At 51.3% G+C, this 16,399-nt stretch carries 13 protein-coding genes, 1 pseudogene and 1 CRISPR repeat array; of the genes and pseudogenes, 8 read left to right on the top strand and 6 right to left on the bottom strand.

What is annotated here, in order from left to right; translation table 11 throughout:
* Positions 1-296: 296 nt before the first annotated feature.
* The gene (locus tag G7Y43_RS09515) at positions 297-929 is read left to right on the top strand and encodes an adenylate kinase (RefSeq protein ID WP_165046177.1); all 633 of its coding nucleotides are present in this window, start codon (positions 297-299) and stop codon (positions 927-929) included.
* Positions 930-1,124: 195 nt separating this feature from the next.
* Here the strand turns inward: G7Y43_RS09515 and G7Y43_RS09510 are convergent, their stop codons facing one another.
* Positions 1,125-2,582, bottom strand: a complete 1,458-nt coding sequence (locus G7Y43_RS09510) for a sodium/proline symporter (RefSeq protein ID WP_165046176.1) — start codon at positions 2,580-2,582, stop codon at positions 1,125-1,127.
* Between the two features lie 121 nt (positions 2,583-2,703).
* Between G7Y43_RS09510 and G7Y43_RS09505 the strand changes: the two genes are divergently transcribed.
* On the top strand, positions 2,704-3,612 hold the full coding sequence (locus G7Y43_RS09505; RefSeq protein ID WP_165046175.1) for a LysR family transcriptional regulator: 909 nt from the start codon (positions 2,704-2,706) through the stop codon (positions 3,610-3,612).
* A 177-nt stretch (positions 3,613-3,789) separates the two neighbouring features.
* Here the strand turns inward: G7Y43_RS09505 and G7Y43_RS09500 are convergent, their stop codons facing one another.
* The 3 genes from G7Y43_RS09500 to G7Y43_RS09490 form a co-directional block, all read right to left on the bottom strand.
* The gene (locus G7Y43_RS09500) at positions 3,790-4,209 is read right to left on the bottom strand and encodes an amino acid-binding protein (RefSeq protein ID WP_165046174.1); all 420 of its coding nucleotides are present in this window, start codon (positions 4,207-4,209) and stop codon (positions 3,790-3,792) included.
* A 5-nt stretch (positions 4,210-4,214) separates the two neighbouring features.
* A complete protein-coding gene (locus G7Y43_RS09495; RefSeq protein ID WP_206215122.1) occupies positions 4,215-5,516 on the bottom strand; it encodes a phenylacetate--CoA ligase family protein in 1,302 nt (433 codons plus the stop codon).
* A 163-nt stretch (positions 5,517-5,679) separates the two neighbouring features.
* Complete coding sequence (locus G7Y43_RS09490) at positions 5,680-6,900, bottom strand: LL-diaminopimelate aminotransferase (RefSeq protein WP_165046173.1); 1,221 nt, start codon at positions 6,898-6,900, stop codon at positions 5,680-5,682.
* Between the two features lie 581 nt (positions 6,901-7,481).
* On the opposite strand from G7Y43_RS09490, the gene G7Y43_RS09485 reads away from it, so the two are divergent.
* Entirely contained in the window at positions 7,482-7,664 is a 183-nt protein-coding gene (locus G7Y43_RS09485) for a hypothetical protein (protein ID WP_165046172.1), read from the top strand.
* Between the two features lie 68 nt (positions 7,665-7,732).
* On the opposite strand, the gene G7Y43_RS09480 is transcribed toward G7Y43_RS09485, so the two are convergent.
* The gene (locus tag G7Y43_RS09480) at positions 7,733-7,903 is read right to left on the bottom strand and encodes a LysM domain-containing protein (RefSeq protein ID WP_165046171.1); all 171 of its coding nucleotides are present in this window, start codon (positions 7,901-7,903) and stop codon (positions 7,733-7,735) included.
* Positions 7,890-8,066 (bottom strand): hypothetical protein, encoded by a 177-nt coding sequence (locus G7Y43_RS09475; RefSeq protein WP_165046170.1) that lies wholly within the window; start codon positions 8,064-8,066, stop codon positions 7,890-7,892. Before G7Y43_RS09475 ends, G7Y43_RS09480 begins: the two co-directional genes overlap by 14 nt.
* Positions 8,067-8,392: 326 nt before the next feature.
* On the opposite strand from G7Y43_RS09475, the gene cas9 reads away from it, so the two are divergent.
* From cas9 to G7Y43_RS09450, 5 genes and pseudogenes are all read left to right on the top strand, one after another.
* Positions 8,393-12,649, top strand: a complete 4,257-nt coding sequence (cas9, locus tag G7Y43_RS09470) for a type II CRISPR RNA-guided endonuclease Cas9 (protein WP_165046169.1) — start codon at positions 8,393-8,395, stop codon at positions 12,647-12,649.
* Complete coding sequence (gene cas1 / locus G7Y43_RS09465) at positions 12,639-13,517, top strand: type II CRISPR-associated endonuclease Cas1 (protein WP_165046168.1); 879 nt, start codon at positions 12,639-12,641, stop codon at positions 13,515-13,517. Before cas9 ends, cas1 begins: the two co-directional genes overlap by 11 nt.
* A 41-nt stretch (positions 13,518-13,558) precedes the next feature.
* Positions 13,559-13,867, top strand: a complete 309-nt coding sequence (gene cas2, locus G7Y43_RS09460) for a CRISPR-associated endonuclease Cas2 (protein ID WP_165046167.1) — start codon at positions 13,559-13,561, stop codon at positions 13,865-13,867.
* A pseudogene (gene csn2 / locus G7Y43_RS10855) lies at positions 13,864-14,529 on the top strand (type II-A CRISPR-associated protein Csn2); the annotation flags it as partial. The gene cas2 and the pseudogene csn2, both read left to right, overlap by 4 nt.
* A gap of 73 nt (positions 14,530-14,602) precedes the next feature.
* Positions 14,603-16,026: direct repeats of the CRISPR family, unit length 36 nt; unit sequence GTTTTGGAGCAGTGACATTCTGACTGGTACTCAAAC.
* A gap of 86 nt (positions 16,027-16,112) precedes the next feature.
* Positions 16,113-16,274 (top strand): type II toxin-antitoxin system HicA family toxin, encoded by a 162-nt coding sequence (locus G7Y43_RS09450; protein WP_165046166.1) that lies wholly within the window; start codon positions 16,113-16,115, stop codon positions 16,272-16,274.
* Positions 16,275-16,399 lie beyond the last annotated feature (125 nt).

Here is a 16,399-nt window from a genome sequence, read left to right as displayed (position 1 = left end):
TTGAGGGAATCTCTGACTGGTATCATCTTACCCCGAACCCGCAGGATAGACGCCTGCAGTTACGGACTCTCAGGAAACACTGGTTAAATCTGCCAATCTTGCGAACAAACGAGCTTTCGGGCAGCCTCCGTCTTAAGCTCCGTCACAACACACAGCGTCAGCCCTGCCTGTGTCTTTACACCGCCTTTACCCCAATTCAAGGATGTCAATCGGTGCGGATGTTGGTATGATGATCATGGTCAGAAGCTGCCGTTCACGAAGGCAGGTGGCTTCATTTTCCCGAAAGAAGGTACATCATGAAGATCGTTTTGCTGGGAGCACCGGGTGCCGGCAAAGGCACGCAGGCCAAAAGGCTCGTCGAGGACTTCGGCATGACGCACATCTCCACCGGAGACATGTTGCGTGAAGCTGTGGCCGCCGGCACGGAGCTGGGCCAGAAGGCGAAAACCTACATGGACGCCGGTAACCTGGTGCCCGATGACGTGATCATCGGGTTGGTATCTGAGCGCCTGCAGAACCTGGAGAACAAGTGGGCCGGCTTCATTCTCGATGGCTTCCCCCGCACGCCTGCCCAGGCGGTTGCTCTTGACAAAGAGCTTGCCAAGTTGGCCATGCCGCTTGATGCCGCTCTGCTCATCGACGTGAACTACGACCTTATCGTTGAGCGGCTCACCTCGCGCCGCATGTGCAAAGATTGCGGCTATATTGGTTCGGTAGCCGACGCAGCTTGCCCGAAGTGTGGCGGCGAGATGTACCAGCGCGACGACGACAACGAAGCAACCGTGCGCAACCGTCTTGGCGTGTACGAAACCACCATGGCACCGCTTATCGACCACTATCGCCGCAGCATGCTGCTGACCACCGTCGATGGTGCACAAGACGCCGACGAGGTGTACGCCGACGTGAAAAAGGCGCTGTACCTGGGCTAAGCGCGCGCAGGTAATATGCGTTTCACGGATGGCGCAGACTCGATGCGCTTGTCTCACCTGTAAACCGCGTCTCAATAATTTAGAAACGTCCGGAACCATGCGGCTCCGGACGTTTCTCTGTTTTGCGAGAATGTTTGCCACATCCTTGCGATGCGGCTTTAGCATTCGAGAAACTGCGCGTTTAAAACTGCTCGTTTAGTCTTCGTATGCCGAAGCGCGGTCGAACAGATCTTCCACTTCCTGCGACGGCTCCTTCGTGGCAAGCGTCACCGCCACAGCAACAGCAAGACCAGCAAGGAAGCCAGGCAACAGCTCATAGAGCCCCGTCGACGACAAGAACGTCAGCCACGCAATGTCGACCACAGCACCCGTCACGATGCCCGCAACTGCACCCGCAAAGTTGAAGCGCTTCCAGAACAAGCTCAGCAAAATGGCCGGACCGAATGCTGCGCCAAAAATACCCCAGGCGTTCGACACCAAGCTCATGATGGAACCAGAGTTCGGGTTCGACGCAATGAGCACCGCAACGAACGCGATAGCCAGCACCACAAAGCGGCTCAACCACAGCATCTCTTTCTCGCTTGCCTTATTCTTGCGGATGACCGGCTTGTACACGTCGGCAGAAAACGCCGAAGCCGCCGCCAACAGCTGACTATCGGCCGTACTCATGGACGCGCTCAGCACCGCCGCCAGCAAAATGCCCGAAATAACCGCCGGGAACAGCGAGCGCACCATGACGATAAATACGAGCGAATCGGCCTCAATGGCGCTGTCATACCCCAAAAACATGCGTCCGACAATGCCGATGAGCGCAGCAAAAATGACGATGAGCACGGTCCAGGTAATGCCAATCTTTGCCGATTTGCGCATTTCCTTCTGAGAGCGCAGCGACATGAAACGCACGATAATGTGTGGCATGCCGAAATAACCCAAGCCCCACGCCAAGCCTGACAGCACGTCCTGCCAGCTGGTCAGTGGCTGCCAGTAGCCCGGATCGACCGGAGCTGTGGTAACGCTATTCAGCGCGAACAGCGCAAAGATGGGAGCGATCATCATAGCTGCCAGCACGAGCATTCCTTGGAAGAAGTCGGTCCAGCACACGGCTTTGAAACCGCCCAAAAACACATAGCCCACAATGACAAGAGCCGCCACATACATGGCAACCTCAGCATCGATGCCCACCACGGTGTGGAACAGTGTGCCACACGCCAGCACGCTCGACGACGCGTAGATGGTGTAGGCAACCAAGAAGATGACAGCGCAGATGATCTGCAACGCCTTCGATTTCGCCAAGAAGCGGTTCGACAGATACTGTGGGATGGTAATAGAGTCATTCGCCACAATAGAGAACTTACGCAGGCGCGGTGCCATGGTCAGCCAGCTGATAGTGTAACCGATAGCCAAGCCAACGGGAATCCACACCTGCCCCAAACCAGCAGCGTAAATGGCCGTAGGCAAACCCATCAGCACCCACGCGCTCATGTCGGAGGCCCCAGCGGAAAGCGCCGTCACCCACGGACCCATCTGGCGACCGCCCAGGAAGTAGTCTTTGTCGCCGCCCGACCTGGTTTTGATGAAGAAGTAGATGCCGACCCCCAGCATACATGCCAGGTAAATGAGGAAAATAATAAGCTCGATCGTGTTCCGTTCCATACAAATGCCTTTCAAAAGACGTGAAAACCCTTCGCGAAAAATGCGTGCGACTTATTGAACCACGACTGATACAATTCTAAAAGCGAATATTTAACATTTCTGATATGAAGGATACGCATAGATGGAAGCGAGCCTACAAAAATACATCGCATTCGTTGCCGCCGTTGAGGCGGGGTCGTTCTCGGGAGCGGCGGCGAAACTCACCTATTCGCAAAGTGCCGTGAGTCGCATGATTGCCGATTTGGAATCGGAATGGGGCATTCCCCTGTTCAAGCGGCAAAAAGGAGGCGTGCGCTTGACTGACGACGGCGCAAAGGTGTTGCCCTACGTAAAAAGCATCTGCAAGGAGTACGAGAACTTGCAGATGCAGGTTGATGAGATTAACGGGCTACAGTCGGGGCTTATCCGCATTGGCACGTTCTCGAGCGGCGCGTCGCTGTGGCTGCCCGATATTATCAAGGAATTCCAGCGCGACTACCCCAACATCGACTACGAGGTGATGATCGGCGACTACACCGACATTGAGCGCTGGATCTTGGACGGCACCGTCGACTGCGGCTTTTTGTCGCTTCCCGTGAGCGCCAAACTTCGCACGGTGTTTCTCGAGCGCGATCAGCTGCTCGTAGTCATGCCGCCCGACCATCCCTTGGCACATGCCGAAACATTTCCCGCACAAGCTCTGGCCGATGAGCCGCTCATGCTGCTAGAGAAGGGAAATGGCGCCGAAGTGCGCAAGAAGGTGCTTGAAAAGCACGGGATCAAACCGCGTATCAACTTCACCACCTGGGACGACTACGCCATTATGGCCATGATCGAAAAGGGGCTTGGCATCAGCGTGCTCACTGAGATGATCATGAAGCGCTGCCCGTATAATGTGGTGTCGAAAAGCTTCGATGAGCCCGTTTATCGCGACGTAGTGCTGGCATTTCGAAGCGAGGGAACCGCATCGCTCGCATTGCAGCGATTCATGGACTACCTGCCGTTCCGAGAGAAGAACACCACCGCAGAACAACCAGCACAGCACAACTAAAGCAACCGCGCCCGCACGCTCAGCCCTCCCGTTGTATCAACGCTGCAAGCGTACAAGAAAACGAAGTTCTAACGTGTCCCCTATAGCACGCGAGCGCTGCCGGCAGCAAACCGGCAGCGCTCGCAATCGTAACAACTTCAGCGCATGAGTCGCATTAGCTCGTAGCGTTCGACATCCTTACGCCAGATCGGCGGCCTTCACCACTTTAAACCCGGCAGCGGCCAGCTTCACGGCAGCCTGCTCGGCGTCGGCAACCTTAAACACGTCAACAGCCTGCTCACCCTTAAAGGCAAAACAATAGCCGTACTCGATGTTCACGCCCATGTCGTCAAGCTTCTCCAACAGCTCGGAAAGCGAGCCGGGGCGATTCTCAAGCGCGATCGCAACCACGTTAGTGCTGATGGCGCGATAGTCGGCAGCATGCAGTGCCGCAAGCGCCGCCTCGGGATCGTCCGCGATCAGACGCACCAAGCCGTACTCGGCAGTTTCTGCAATGGTGAGGGCCTTCATGTCGATGCCCGCCTCGCTGAGCACTCGGCACATAGCAGACAGGCGGCCTTCTTTGTTCTCCAGAAAAACGGTGATCTGCTGAATCATGGCGATTACCCCTCCCTCTTGTCGATGACGCGCTTTGCCTTGCCCTCGGAGCGGGCGATGGTCTTCGGCTCAACGAGCCGCACCCTGATGCCGACGGACAGCGCCGCCTTCATCTTCTCCTGGATATCCTTCTGCAGACGGTCGATGGATGCGATGTTGTCGAAGTTGAAGTCGGGATTAAGCTCGGCCTTCAGGGTAACAACGTCGAGATGGTTCTCGGTGGTCAGCTCGATAACGTACCACGACGACACATCGGGGAAGGTCTTCATGACATCTTCGATCTGGCTCGGGAACACGTTCACACCGCGAACGATGAGCATGTCGTCGGTACGGCCACGCAAGCGGTCGATACGACGATGAGTGCGCCCGCACGCGCATTCGCCCGGCAGGATGCGGGTGATGTCGCGTGTACGGTAGCGAACAACCGGCGACGCCTCGCGGTCGACCGTGGTCAGCACCAGCTCGCCCCATTCGCCGTCGGGCAAGTTCTCACCGGTGGTCGGGTCGATGATCTCAGCGATGAAGTGATCCTCGGCCAAGTGCAGACCGTCTTGCTCCATACACTCGATGGCAACGCCCGGGCCCATCGTTTCGGTCAGGCCGTACACATCGAGCACCTTGTAGTTCAGCTTCTCTTCCAGATCGCGGCGGAAGTTGTCAGAGAACGGCTCAGCACCGTGGATGCCGGCGCGCAGCGAGAACTCGGTCTTCGGATCGATACCCATCTCGATAGCAGTGTCGGCGATATGCATGGCATACGACGGCGTGCAGCAAATGATGGACGAACCCATGGTCTTGAGCACGCGGATCTGACGCTCAGTATTGCCAGCCGACATGGGGATAGTGGTGCAGCCAGCAGACAAGCCGCCGTAGTGTGCGCCAAGACCACCTGTGAACAGGCCGTAGCCGTAGCATACGTGACACACGTCGTTCTCGTCGCCATCGGCGTACTCGATGCCGCGGGCGAAGCAGTCGCCCCAAACCTCCAGGTCGTGCTCGGTGTAAGCGCCAACCGTGGCAACACCCATCGTGCCCGAAGACATATGGATTTCGCGCACATCAGAAAGCGGCACCGCCAGCATGCCATAAGGATACGCATCACGAAGGTCTTGCTTGGTGACGAAGGGGGCCTTCTTCAAGTCATCCAGCGTTTCGACAGCGTACGGATCAAACCCCGCAGCGTCAAAGCTCTCCTTGTAGAAGGGGATGTTCTCGTAGACATTCACGACGGTTTTCTTGAGCCCCTCGAGCTGAACCTTCTCCAGCTCGTCATGAGGCATGTGCAAAATCTCGGTTTGCTTGCTCATCATCTTGCCTTTCATTACCTTCCTCCTTGACAGGACCGCTTTCCTGCCAGGAGCACTCACGCGGCATATTCTAAAACTGCACAAAACTATCCGAGGGCACAGGTTGAAAAAAATATGGCCCATGCGAAAAAACGTTCAGGAAACGAACGCGAACAACCTGACCTTACGCCATCATGCGCCCGATGCGGGCCATGGCCTCCTTCGTGGCTTCAGCATCGCCGAATGCGGTCAAACGCACGTAGCCCTCACCCGACGGACCAAAGCCAGCGCCCGGAGTGGTGACCACGTTGCAGTCGACAAGCAACCGATCGAAGAATTCCCATGATCCAACACCATCAGGGGTCTTACACCACACATACGGGCTGTTCACCGCACCGAACACGGTAAAGCCAGCAGCTTCGAGCCCCTGCTTGATAACTCGGGCATTTTCACGGTAGTAGTCAAGCGTTTCCTCAACCTGACGCGCGCCTTCCTCGGTATACACTGCCGCCGCACCGCGCTGGATTACATACGACGCGCCGTTGAACTTCGTGCACTGACGGCGATTCCACATGGCGTTCAAGCTTTGCCCGTTGCGCACGAGCTGCTTGGGAACCACGGTGTAGCCGCAGCGCGCGCCCGTAAAGCCAGCGGTTTTGGAAAACGAACGGAACTCGATGGCGCAGGTTTTCGCACCCTCGACCTCGAAGATGGAGTGTGGCACACCCTCTTCCACGATAAAGCGCTCATACGCCGCATCAAACATGATGACTGAGCCGTTTTCGTTCGCGTAGTCGACCCACGCCTTCAGCTGCTCGTAATTGAGCACTGTGCCCGTGGGATTGTTGGGGCTACACAGGTAGATGATGTCCACCGGCACCTCGGGCAATGCCGGCGAGAAGCTGTTTTCGGCAGTGGTGGGCATATAGTAGATGTTCGTCCAACCCTGCACGGCCTCGTCATAGTCGCCGGCGCGGCCCGCCATGGCGTTCGTGTCAACGTACACGGGATACACCGGATCACACACGGCTATCTTGTTGTTTATGTCGAAGATGTCGCCGATGTTGCCACAGTCAGATTTCGCGCCATCGGACACGAATATCTCGTCAACGGCAATGTCAACGCCGCGCGCTGCGAAGTCGTGTTTGGCGATAGCTTCACGTAAGAAGTCGTAACCCTGCTCGGGACCGTACCCATGAAACGTCTCGGCGCGGGCAAGGTCGTCCACTGCGGCATGCATGGCCGCAACCACGGCCGGCACGAGCGGGCGTGTGACGTCACCGATGCCCATCTTAATGAGCTGTGCGTCGGGATGCGCTTCGGCGTAGGCGGCGGTGCGACGCACGATCTCCGAGAACAGATAGCTTCCCGGGAGCTTCTGATAGTTTTCGTTGACGTTAGCCATGCGATTCTCCTTCATCATGCGAGTTCGGTCGCTTGCGCAAACAGTTCACGCGCAAGCGCCCTGCGAGCGATCCCGCATATACTACCCCACTCGCACCCCACAAAGCATGACCGCGACGTTAAATGTCTGAGGGAACACTGGTTAAAAGTGGATGAACTCTAACTGCATCATATGTTTTTTACAAGCCCGTGAACTGGCTCTACATATGCGAGAGTTACGAGAAACACGCTAATAGCGTCGACTTAGGATATAGTTAGGATATGAAAAGCTTACAACCTTCGGCACGTAAAACGCACAAAGAGCGGGGCATTCCGAAGGACGCCACCACAGATTATTAAGCTACTTTTTTCAAAATATCTCTTGCATTATTATATGGTATACCATATAATAACAAGTGTCAGGAAACGAAAGGGGGTGAAGCGATGAAAAGGGTTAGCGTGGAGCTGGCTCTGGGTGACTGGGTTATTCGATTAAGCGTATGGCGGCGCAAGAATAACCGGAAAGCCACCCGGTAGCCAGAAGGTGCCGCTTGCAAAAGCGGGCGGCACCACTTCACCGCCCATCATACCATCGCTCTAGATATGAAAACAGATGCACAGAGAAAGGCAGAGAACACCTACAGGAAAAAGAGCGTCAAGCAGCTTGTACTACGGTTCTATCCGAATGCCGAAGATGAAGCCATGTACGATTGGCTGAAATCGCAAGAAAACGTCACCGAGTATCTGAAAACACTTGTTGCCGACGATATGCAAAAGATCAGATAGACAACTATCGTAATCGCTCTCTAACGCACGAATTTGGGGCACCGATTCCATGGTGCCCCAAATTGTCGCTAGACTACAAGCCTTTGCCCTGGATAGATTCTGTTCGGGTCAGCAATGCCGTTCTTTGCCGCAATGCTTAAGTAAGTAGTACCACACCTGGCAGCAATGCTAGAAAGCGTATCGCCTGCTTTGACGGTGTACGTCCGCCCTACTGACACATTACTGTTAATCACGGACATAAATATCAGCAAGTTTCACCTGGTTCGCTTTGAAAAACTCGTCTTCGTATGCATCGGGTCCATCTGGTGTTCTAAACTCAACGTAGCAGTCGCCGTTATCGAAAAGCTCGATGATGTGGCCAATCCGTCCATCGGGTACGATAACCTCGTCGTATTCCTTCATATCACACCACCTACTCGTTAACGTATATTGAAGTCAGCCTAAGCTTGCCTAATTATCGTATTCCTTCCACTGCCGATACAGCTCGTTGGACATTTCCCTTGTATGGGACAAATAATCTACGAAAGTATGGTAAAAACGTCATATACAGAGCGTAGGTTAAGAAAAGAAAAGAACCCTCGAAAGGGTTCTTCGTGAGTCAGAATATGCCACCTACGTGGCGCCTTCGAGAAAGGCATTTTTGGCTAAGCCGTATTTTGACTCGCAGTAACGTCCTGACTGGTATCAAGACGTTGCCACTTTAGCACGCAGGAAAGGAAATGGGAAGCATGAACCTGAGAAATGTTGACGAATACAGCATAGGCCTCGATATCGGAACAGGCTCCGTGGGGTGGGCGGTTACTGATGCCGAGGGCAATCTGTGCCATTTCAAGGGCAAGCCTACATGGGGTAGTCGTTTGTTTCCTAATGCTGAACCGGCTTCAGCGGCGCGTGTTCCGCGTGGCCAGCGGCGTCGTTATGTGCGAAGGCGGTGGCGTCTTGATTTGCTACAAGAGTTTTTCTTAGAAGAGATGAACCGAATCGATCCAGAATTCTTTGTGCGCCTCGGGCAATCGCGCTTGTTGTCAGAAGATCGCGAAGAAGGTCACGTAAGTTATACTTGGCCCCTTTTTAACGATTCTGATTTTTCTGAAAAAGACTATTACAAAGCGTTTCCTACGATATATCACCTGCGTGCATATCTGATGGAAACGGACGAAAAGGCAGATATCAGGCTTATCTATCTGGCTTTGCATAACATTGTCAAGCATCGCGGGAACTTCCTTCAGCAGGGCAATAAGGAGCTTTCTTCCAAACATGCAGACATGGATGCTTCAGTACAAGATTTGTGCCTTAAGCTAAGTGAATGGTGTGATGAAAAAGGCATTAGCTGCACCGCTCAGGATAATGCAGAGGCGATAGCCGAGGCTTTGGGTAATACACAGCAGTCACGCACAGCTATCAAAGAACGCATCGTTCCGCTTCTTGGAATTGCGGCACTGAGCGATGCAGACGAAGATGCGCTTGCTGGGTTTAATGCGAAGGCGGCAAAGAACATGGCAAAGGCTCTGGCTGGAGCTATTGTGGGTGTAAGTGCGGAACTTGCTCACGTGTTCTTTATCGGCGAAGAAGCGCCCGAGGACAAAAAGACCAAGATAAGCCTTTCCAAAGATGATGAGGTAGAGGATTTCGAAGCAATCTGCCCCGAAGAAGCTCGCCTGTTCTTTGACTCTATGAGAGCGGTCTACTCTTCTTATGTTCTACAGGGGTTACTTTCAGCTAATCCTGGAGGATCGCTTTCTCAGAACAAAGTAGCCGAATACAACAGGTATAAAGACCAGCTCAAGATGCTCAAAGCCCTGGTGAAGGATTATGCGCCTGAGAAGTTCGATGCTTTCTTCCGCGGTTCATTTTATCCGGCTACTGAGATGCATCCACAGAAATATATGTATGACAAGGCAAAGGCCAAGGGTTATACGAAGTACAACGAAGTGCATGGTATGACTTCATATGATGAATTCAAAAAAGAGACACAAGGTCTTTTTAAGGGTACGGCCGCAGAAGCAGACGGGCGCTATCTTCGCATGATAGAAGACTTTGAGAATGAGCGCTTTCTGCGCCGTCTTAAAACGAGCGATAATGGAGCCATCCCTTTCCAATTGCATCTTGAAGAAATGCACGCCATTATTCAAAACCAGTCGCGGTTCTATCCGTTTTTGGCTGAACATGAAAAAGAGCTGGAATCGCTTGTTGAGTTTCGCATCCCCTATTACGTGGGGCCACTTACGCAAAAGGGCGCGCGCAGAGCAGGCGACAAGCCCGACGGAGATCCGCGCTTTGCGTGGTCAATTCGCAAGCCTGGTATGGAGGATACGAAGATCTATCCTTGGAACTGGGAAGACATTATTGACAAGGATGCCAGTGCCGAGGCATTTATCCGTCGCATGACGGGCACGTGTACGTATTTGCAGGGTGAACCGGTTCTTCCTAAAAGCTCGCTGCTTTATGAAGAGTTTTGCGTGCTTAACGAGCTCAACGGGGCACGATTTACACAAGATGGAGACAAGAAGCATCGCTTCGATTATGCTGATCGCACTGACATGATGGAAGAGCTGTTCAAACAGCGCAAGGGCAAAATAACTTACAAAAAAGTATCTGATTGGATGGCGCAGAGCCCGCGCTGTCATAGTCATGTGCATGTGTCGGGTGGGCAAGGCGAAAGCGGCTTTGAGTCAAAGTTGACGTCGTATCACTTCTTCAAGGATGTTCTTGGTGTTGAGGATATCACGGGCTCAGATTACGATATGGTTGAAGAAATCATTCTGTGGAGCACTCTCTTCGAAGATCGCGGCATATTTCGCGATAAGCTCAAGACAAAGTATGGCGAGCGTTTAACAAGTGAGAAAATCGACAAAATCGTTCGTAAGCGATTTACGGGCTGGGGAAAGCTGTCGAAAAAGCTGTTGTGTGAGATAAAGGTCTCCACGGATGACGGTGAACGCTCAATTATGGATGTGCTACGTGAGGGGAATCCAAATTACACGGGTAAGTCGCATGGGAACGCCATGGTTCTTATGGAAGTCTTGCATGATGACAATCTGGAGTTTACCAAGGTAATTGATGATTGGAATAAAGAGCATCTTTTGGGTGCGGGATTGAATTTGGAAGATCTTCCCGGATCACCGGCGTTGCGTCGTAGTATCAGCCAGGCATTGCTCATTGTTAAAGAGATTGTTGATATAGCGGGACATGCGCCTGCCAATATCTTTGTTGAGGTTGCGCGTGGGGAAGATGCTAAAAAACGGGGGCAACGCACAAAAAGGCGCTACGATGCGTTGAAGGACGCCATGACAAAGCTGAAGGAAAATGCGTCTGGTTTTTGGGATAGCGAAGTATCGAAAGAGCTGGCTGAACACGCAAAGGGGAACGTCGATCTGAATGAGCGCTTGACGTTGTATTTCATGCAAGGTGGCAAGTCGTTGTATTCGGGTACGCCTATCAAAATCGAGCGGCTTTCTTCAGGCGACTATCATGTTGACCATATCATTCCCCAGTCATATATCAAAGATGATAGTTTCGAGAACAAAGCTCTGGTGTTGGCCTCTGAAAATGAAGCAAAGTCTGATCAGATGCTGATTGACCAGGGCGTTCGCAGGAAGATGGCACCGTATTGGAGGGCTCTTCACGACGCAAAGCTCATTGGAGACAAGAAATACAACAACCTTATGCGCTCAGGTATTTCTGAAAGGCAGATGAAGGGTTTTGTTGCGCGCCAGCTGGTAGAAACGCATCAAGTTGTAAAGACAGTGCAAATGCTTTTGGATGCGCAGTATCCAGAGGTGAGCATTGTGCCGATCAAAGCGGCTCTGTCTCATGAGCTGCGCGAATTTCCTGGTAAGCACAAACGAGAAAAAGATGGCATCCCACCGCTTTTCCCGAAGTGTCGTGAGGCGAATGATTTCCATCATGCTCACGATGCATTGCTGGCGGCAGAAATCGGACGCTTTATCTTGAAGCGTCATAACGATGTGTACGAGAATCCAATTCGATACGCGAAAATGCTAAGAGCCTTTGTGAAAAGGGAAGCAAACGAGGCACGTCGGGGGCATCTGCCTGGTGATTCGTCGTTTTTGATCAAGAGTTTTATGCGTCCAGGGTATGACACGGAGACAGGCGAGATTGTCATAGATGACTGGGCTCCAAATAAAGAGCTGGAACGCCTTAAGCGTTATTTTGATTGCCGCCAATGTTTCATTTCAAGGATGCCCGAAGAGACAAGCGGAGCGTTCTGGACAGCGACCATCTACTCTCCGCGTGGAGGGAAGAAAGCCCCAGGTATTTCGCTGAAAAAGGGGCTTGACCCCATGAAGTACGGTGGATATTCGGGAACTGAGTTTGCATACTTTTTCATTTATAAAGCTAGGAATAAAAAAGGCGCATTCGTACTGGAATTTGCGCAGGTTCCGGTCGCTGTGGCATCGAGCATTGCTTCTTGCAGCGATGCCTTGGCTGAATACGCCCGAGGTCTTGCACAGGAAAAGGGACTTGAGTTCGTTGAAATCGTTCGAGCAATAATATACAAACGGCAGCTGATGGAGTTTGGCGGAAATCGTTTCTATTTGACAGGGCAGAAGGAAGCAAGAAATGCTGTTGCGGTTGCTTTTGATCGCGAAGATACGTGGACAATGAAGCGACTCGTTAAAGGAAAACCGACTACAAGTGCGGAAAGGGAGCGGGTATTTCTGACAATTGTTAACTCATTGAAGCGATATTCGCCGAAGCTTTCGCAGTTGCTCCAAATTGAGCGACTTGAGAAGGTGTTTTCTGAATTAGGGGCGGAATCACAGGGGGTTGTCTTGCGAGCGCTTGCCGAAGCAGCCAGTGGAGCGCGTAATATGGTGGATCTGGAGTGCGCTGGTGGTTCCAAATTTGCAGGGTGCATACAGCCTACCTACAGCAACATTCTGACAAAAGGAAGTGGTATCACCTTTATCGACCGGTCTGTCACGGGTATGTTCGAAAGGCGGATGCATATTGGCCTTTAGAACCGTATTTATAGAAAGTCCTTGTCGTTTGTCATACAAAAGCGGTTACTTAGTGGTGCGCAAAGAGGATGGCACCGCAAAGGTGCATTTGTCTGAAATCTCAACCATTATATTGCAGACCAGGCAAGTTTATATCAGTGCATATCTCATGGCAGAACTGGCGCAGAGCAAGATTTCTTTGCTGGTGAGCGATGAGAAATGCAACCCAGTGGGACAGTATTTGCCTCTCTATGGAGCGCATAACACCAGTAAGCGCATTGCAGAGCAGATGGAGTGGGGTGAGCCCATTAAAAAACGTGTGTGGCAGAAGGTTGTGCGCGACAAGATTCGGGAGCAAGCTCGTTTTTTGGAAGAACGCGACTATGACCGTGAGGCAAAGACGCTGTATGGGATTATTCCAGAAGTTCGTTCGGGGGACGTGACGAACAGGGAGGCTCAGGCGGCCCGGTTATACTTTGCGGCTTTGTTTGGACCAGATTTCTCTCGTGAGACAAATACACCAACTAATGCGGCGTTGAACTACGGGTATGCCATCTTGCTTTCCATGGTTAACCGGGAGGTGACCTCTCGTGGATGTATCACGCAGGTGGGGATCTGCCATAGAAATGAATACAACCAGTTCAATCTCACGTGTGATCTGATGGAACCTTTTCGCCCCGCTGTGGACAGATTGGTGGTGGATTGCCTTGCGGGAGAATTTGATGCTGTCATGCGCAGACAGCTTGCCGACCTTGCAAACAAAGAGGCGTCGTATCGCGGTGGATCGTATCGTTTGGCATCGGTTATCTCTCAATATGTTCAACAATGCATCAATGCGCTCAATAAACGTATTGCGGTAGATGATATAGATGAGTTTGCTCTTATATGAGTACTGCACAAGGCGATCAGAAGAAAGGGAGAGTTCGCTATATGAGGCTACTTGTGTTCTTTGACCTTCCCGTCGAAACGGCACGACAGCGTAAACAATACCGACTCTTTCGTAAACACCTGATCAAGGAGGGCTACTTGATGATTCAAGAGTCGGTGTATGCGAAACTGGTGGTAAACGACAATGCGGCAAACAGCGCGATTGCGCGCTTGCGAAAGAACAGGCCGCCTGAAGGCTTGGTTCAGGTGCTGCAAGTTACCGAGAAGCAATTTGCCACCATGGTCTACATAACAGGGGACCGCGGGGCTTATGACGAAGTGGATACCACAGAAGAGCTTTTAGTGCTATGAAAGTTTGCTTTGCAGGGATAGAGCATGCGGTCGAGATTGATTCCCAGTATGTTTCTGTTTTGCAAATAGAATCTCCAGCGTTGTTTGCGCGAATTTGCCAATCTGTTTTATCGGGAAAAGGAGAGGACTCGATAGAGCCTTATACGGTGTGGGATGACGAAGGTGAGGCAGTGAGTGCTGGCGCGACGTTCTTGCCCGTAGTCAATCCCTTTGCATTACCGTGGAAGCATAAGAAGCTATTTAGCAGTTTGTATGCAAAAACGGTTGGGTTCGCACATGAGGATGATGAGCTGAGGGGACGAATAGAAGAGCTGGGATCTCAGCTTAGAATGGTGATATCTAAGCTGGGGTTTCAAATGCAAGGTGACTACGCTTTCGAGGTAGAATGGGATCTGCCCACATTTCTTAAGGCGTTTAACTTCAATATTGAGGTGCCTGAGAATGCTTCGCTCTTTGATAATCTTATGTGCTTTGTTGAGTATGTAGCTGATATGGGTTTTGACGGGGTACTTCTTTTCATCAATTTGCATACCTTTTTGGCCGAGAATGAGCTCGAATCCTTCTATGAACACGTGCTTTTTCTTGGAATTAAGGTGCTGGTATTAGAGGGAGGTTCTTCTTGTTCGGTATACTGCAAAGAAAGAAAACTGCTTATTGATCAGCGATTTCTTGAGACTTTGCTGATCGGACAGTCAGATCGTACGCCTTCTACGCAGGGAAGGATTTGCTTCAACGGTTTTGGAGCAGTGACATTCTGACTGGTACTCAAACTGCCGGATTCTCCTATCGCTAAGCATGCTAGTTTTGGAGCAGTGACATTCTGACTGGTACTCAAACCCTGTGTCTGTGCCTCTGATATGGCCCTCTGTTTTGGAGCAGTGACATTCTGACTGGTACTCAAACCGACTCAACGAGGTTATCGGTATACGTTCCGTTTTGGAGCAGTGACATTCTGACTGGTACTCAAACCGAAGAAGACGGCTACACCACGTACCGCAGGTTTTGGAGCAGTGACATTCTGACTGGTACTCAAACCACTTTTCCGCCATATTGTGTATAACTCAAGGTTTTGGAGCAGTGACATTCTGACTGGTACTCAAACTGATCTGCTTTACCTGACCAAAACTTATCAGTTTTGGAGCAGTGACATTCTGACTGGTACTCAAACTGCTGTTTGAAGGCGATATTATGTATTGCAGTTTTGGAGCAGTGACATTCTGACTGGTACTCAAACGCCGCCTTGCCAAGGTTGCCCGATACAGCAGTTTTGGAGCAGTGACATTCTGACTGGTACTCAAACAAGCACGAAGAGATAACTATTCCTAAGAAAGTTTTGGAGCAGTGACATTCTGACTGGTACTCAAACTCTTCCATGCCGAAGCTCTCACGCATGTACGTTTTGGAGCAGTGACATTCTGACTGGTACTCAAACCCAGGCGTTGCGTGACGAAAATCAGGCACTGTTTTGGAGCAGTGACATTCTGACTGGTACTCAAACTGTACAAAAAGATACAGGGTTGAAACCGATGTTTTGGAGCAGTGACATTCTGACTGGTACTCAAACCATATGCAAGCTCGAAGGGTGGGACTATCGGTTTTGGAGCAGTGACATTCTGACTGGTACTCAAACAGTGAGTTGATCTGTATTGCCGTACCGCCTGTTTTGGAGCAGTGACATTCTGACTGGTACTCAAACTGTTTCATGGCTTATTCTGATGGCAAACATGTTTTGGAGCAGTGACATTCTGACTGGTACTCAAACAATTCGCTTTTACGGACGCTTGCGGCTTCTGTTTTGGAGCAGTGACATTCTGACTGGTACTCAAACTCCCTCCGTCTTAGGCACTCCACATTCAGCGTTTTGGAGCAGTGACATTCTGACTGGTACTCAAACAGTTCTTCAAAAACTGCGACAAGCTCGAAGGTTTTGGAGCAGTGACATTCTGACTGGTACTCAAACCTCCCCATTTTGGATACTACGAAGGGCAATGTTTTGGAGCAGTGACATTCTGACTGGTACTCAAACTGAGCGAAAGCGATTTGCGTCGCAAAAGAAGTTTTGGAGCAGTGACATTCTGACTGGTAATCAAACTGCGCAATCTGCCAGTATCTACCGGACAGGCGTTTTGGAGCAGTGACATTCTGACGCCCCAAGAAAGCGATACTGCTAATTATTAGCTTAGTGCGAGCTTGATAAATTATAAATAAATGTTTAGAATATACGTATGTAATGAGAGGAAAACAGGTGGTCAAAAGAAGGCAGGTTGAGCTGTTCTTTAAAGAGCATGGGTTCATCAATGAGGGCGGCACCAACCACGACAAACTGGTTCACCCAGATGGAAGATGGACAACGCTCGGAAGACACAAGGAAATCAGCAATAAGCTCTTCGATGAAATGAAGAAGTAAGCAGGTCTCAAATAGCCCCTCACAGCGATATGAAAGGAGCATAGAGATGCTTTACGTATACGAGTTTGAAGTCTTTGAAGATGATGGGTTGTTTCTTGCCTTCCCTTATGACATGGATGGTGGCA

The organism is Adlercreutzia sp. ZJ138 (assembly GCF_011038935.1).
In the GTDB taxonomy this organism is placed as follows: Bacteria; Actinomycetota; Coriobacteriia; order Coriobacteriales; family Eggerthellaceae; genus ZJ141.
The sequence above is the reverse complement of the archived record's forward strand: the minus strand, read 5'-3'. Positions and strand labels throughout refer to the sequence as shown.

Coding starts and splice junctions, on each gene's coding strand:
- G7Y43_RS09515 (WP_165046177.1), top strand. CDS start 297: ATGAAGATCGTTTTGCTGGGAGCACCGGGTGCCGGCAAAGGCACGCAG.
- G7Y43_RS09510 (WP_165046176.1), bottom strand. CDS start 2,582: ATGGAACGGAACACGATCGAGCTTATTATTTTCCTCATTTACCTGGCA.
- G7Y43_RS09505 (WP_165046175.1), top strand. CDS start 2,704: ATGGAAGCGAGCCTACAAAAATACATCGCATTCGTTGCCGCCGTTGAG.
- G7Y43_RS09500 (WP_165046174.1), bottom strand. CDS start 4,209: ATGATTCAGCAGATCACCGTTTTTCTGGAGAACAAAGAAGGCCGCCTG.
- G7Y43_RS09495 (WP_206215122.1), bottom strand. CDS start 5,516: ATGAGCAAGCAAACCGAGATTTTGCACATGCCTCATGACGAGCTGGAG.
- G7Y43_RS09490 (WP_165046173.1), bottom strand. CDS start 6,900: ATGGCTAACGTCAACGAAAACTATCAGAAGCTCCCGGGAAGCTATCTG.
- G7Y43_RS09485 (WP_165046172.1), top strand. CDS start 7,482: ATGAAAACAGATGCACAGAGAAAGGCAGAGAACACCTACAGGAAAAAG.
- G7Y43_RS09480 (WP_165046171.1), bottom strand. CDS start 7,903: ATGTCCGTGATTAACAGTAATGTGTCAGTAGGGCGGACGTACACCGTC.
- G7Y43_RS09475 (WP_165046170.1), bottom strand. CDS start 8,066: ATGAAGGAATACGACGAGGTTATCGTACCCGATGGACGGATTGGCCAC.
- cas9 (WP_165046169.1), top strand. CDS start 8,393: ATGAACCTGAGAAATGTTGACGAATACAGCATAGGCCTCGATATCGGA.
- cas2 (WP_165046167.1), top strand. CDS start 13,559: ATGAGGCTACTTGTGTTCTTTGACCTTCCCGTCGAAACGGCACGACAG.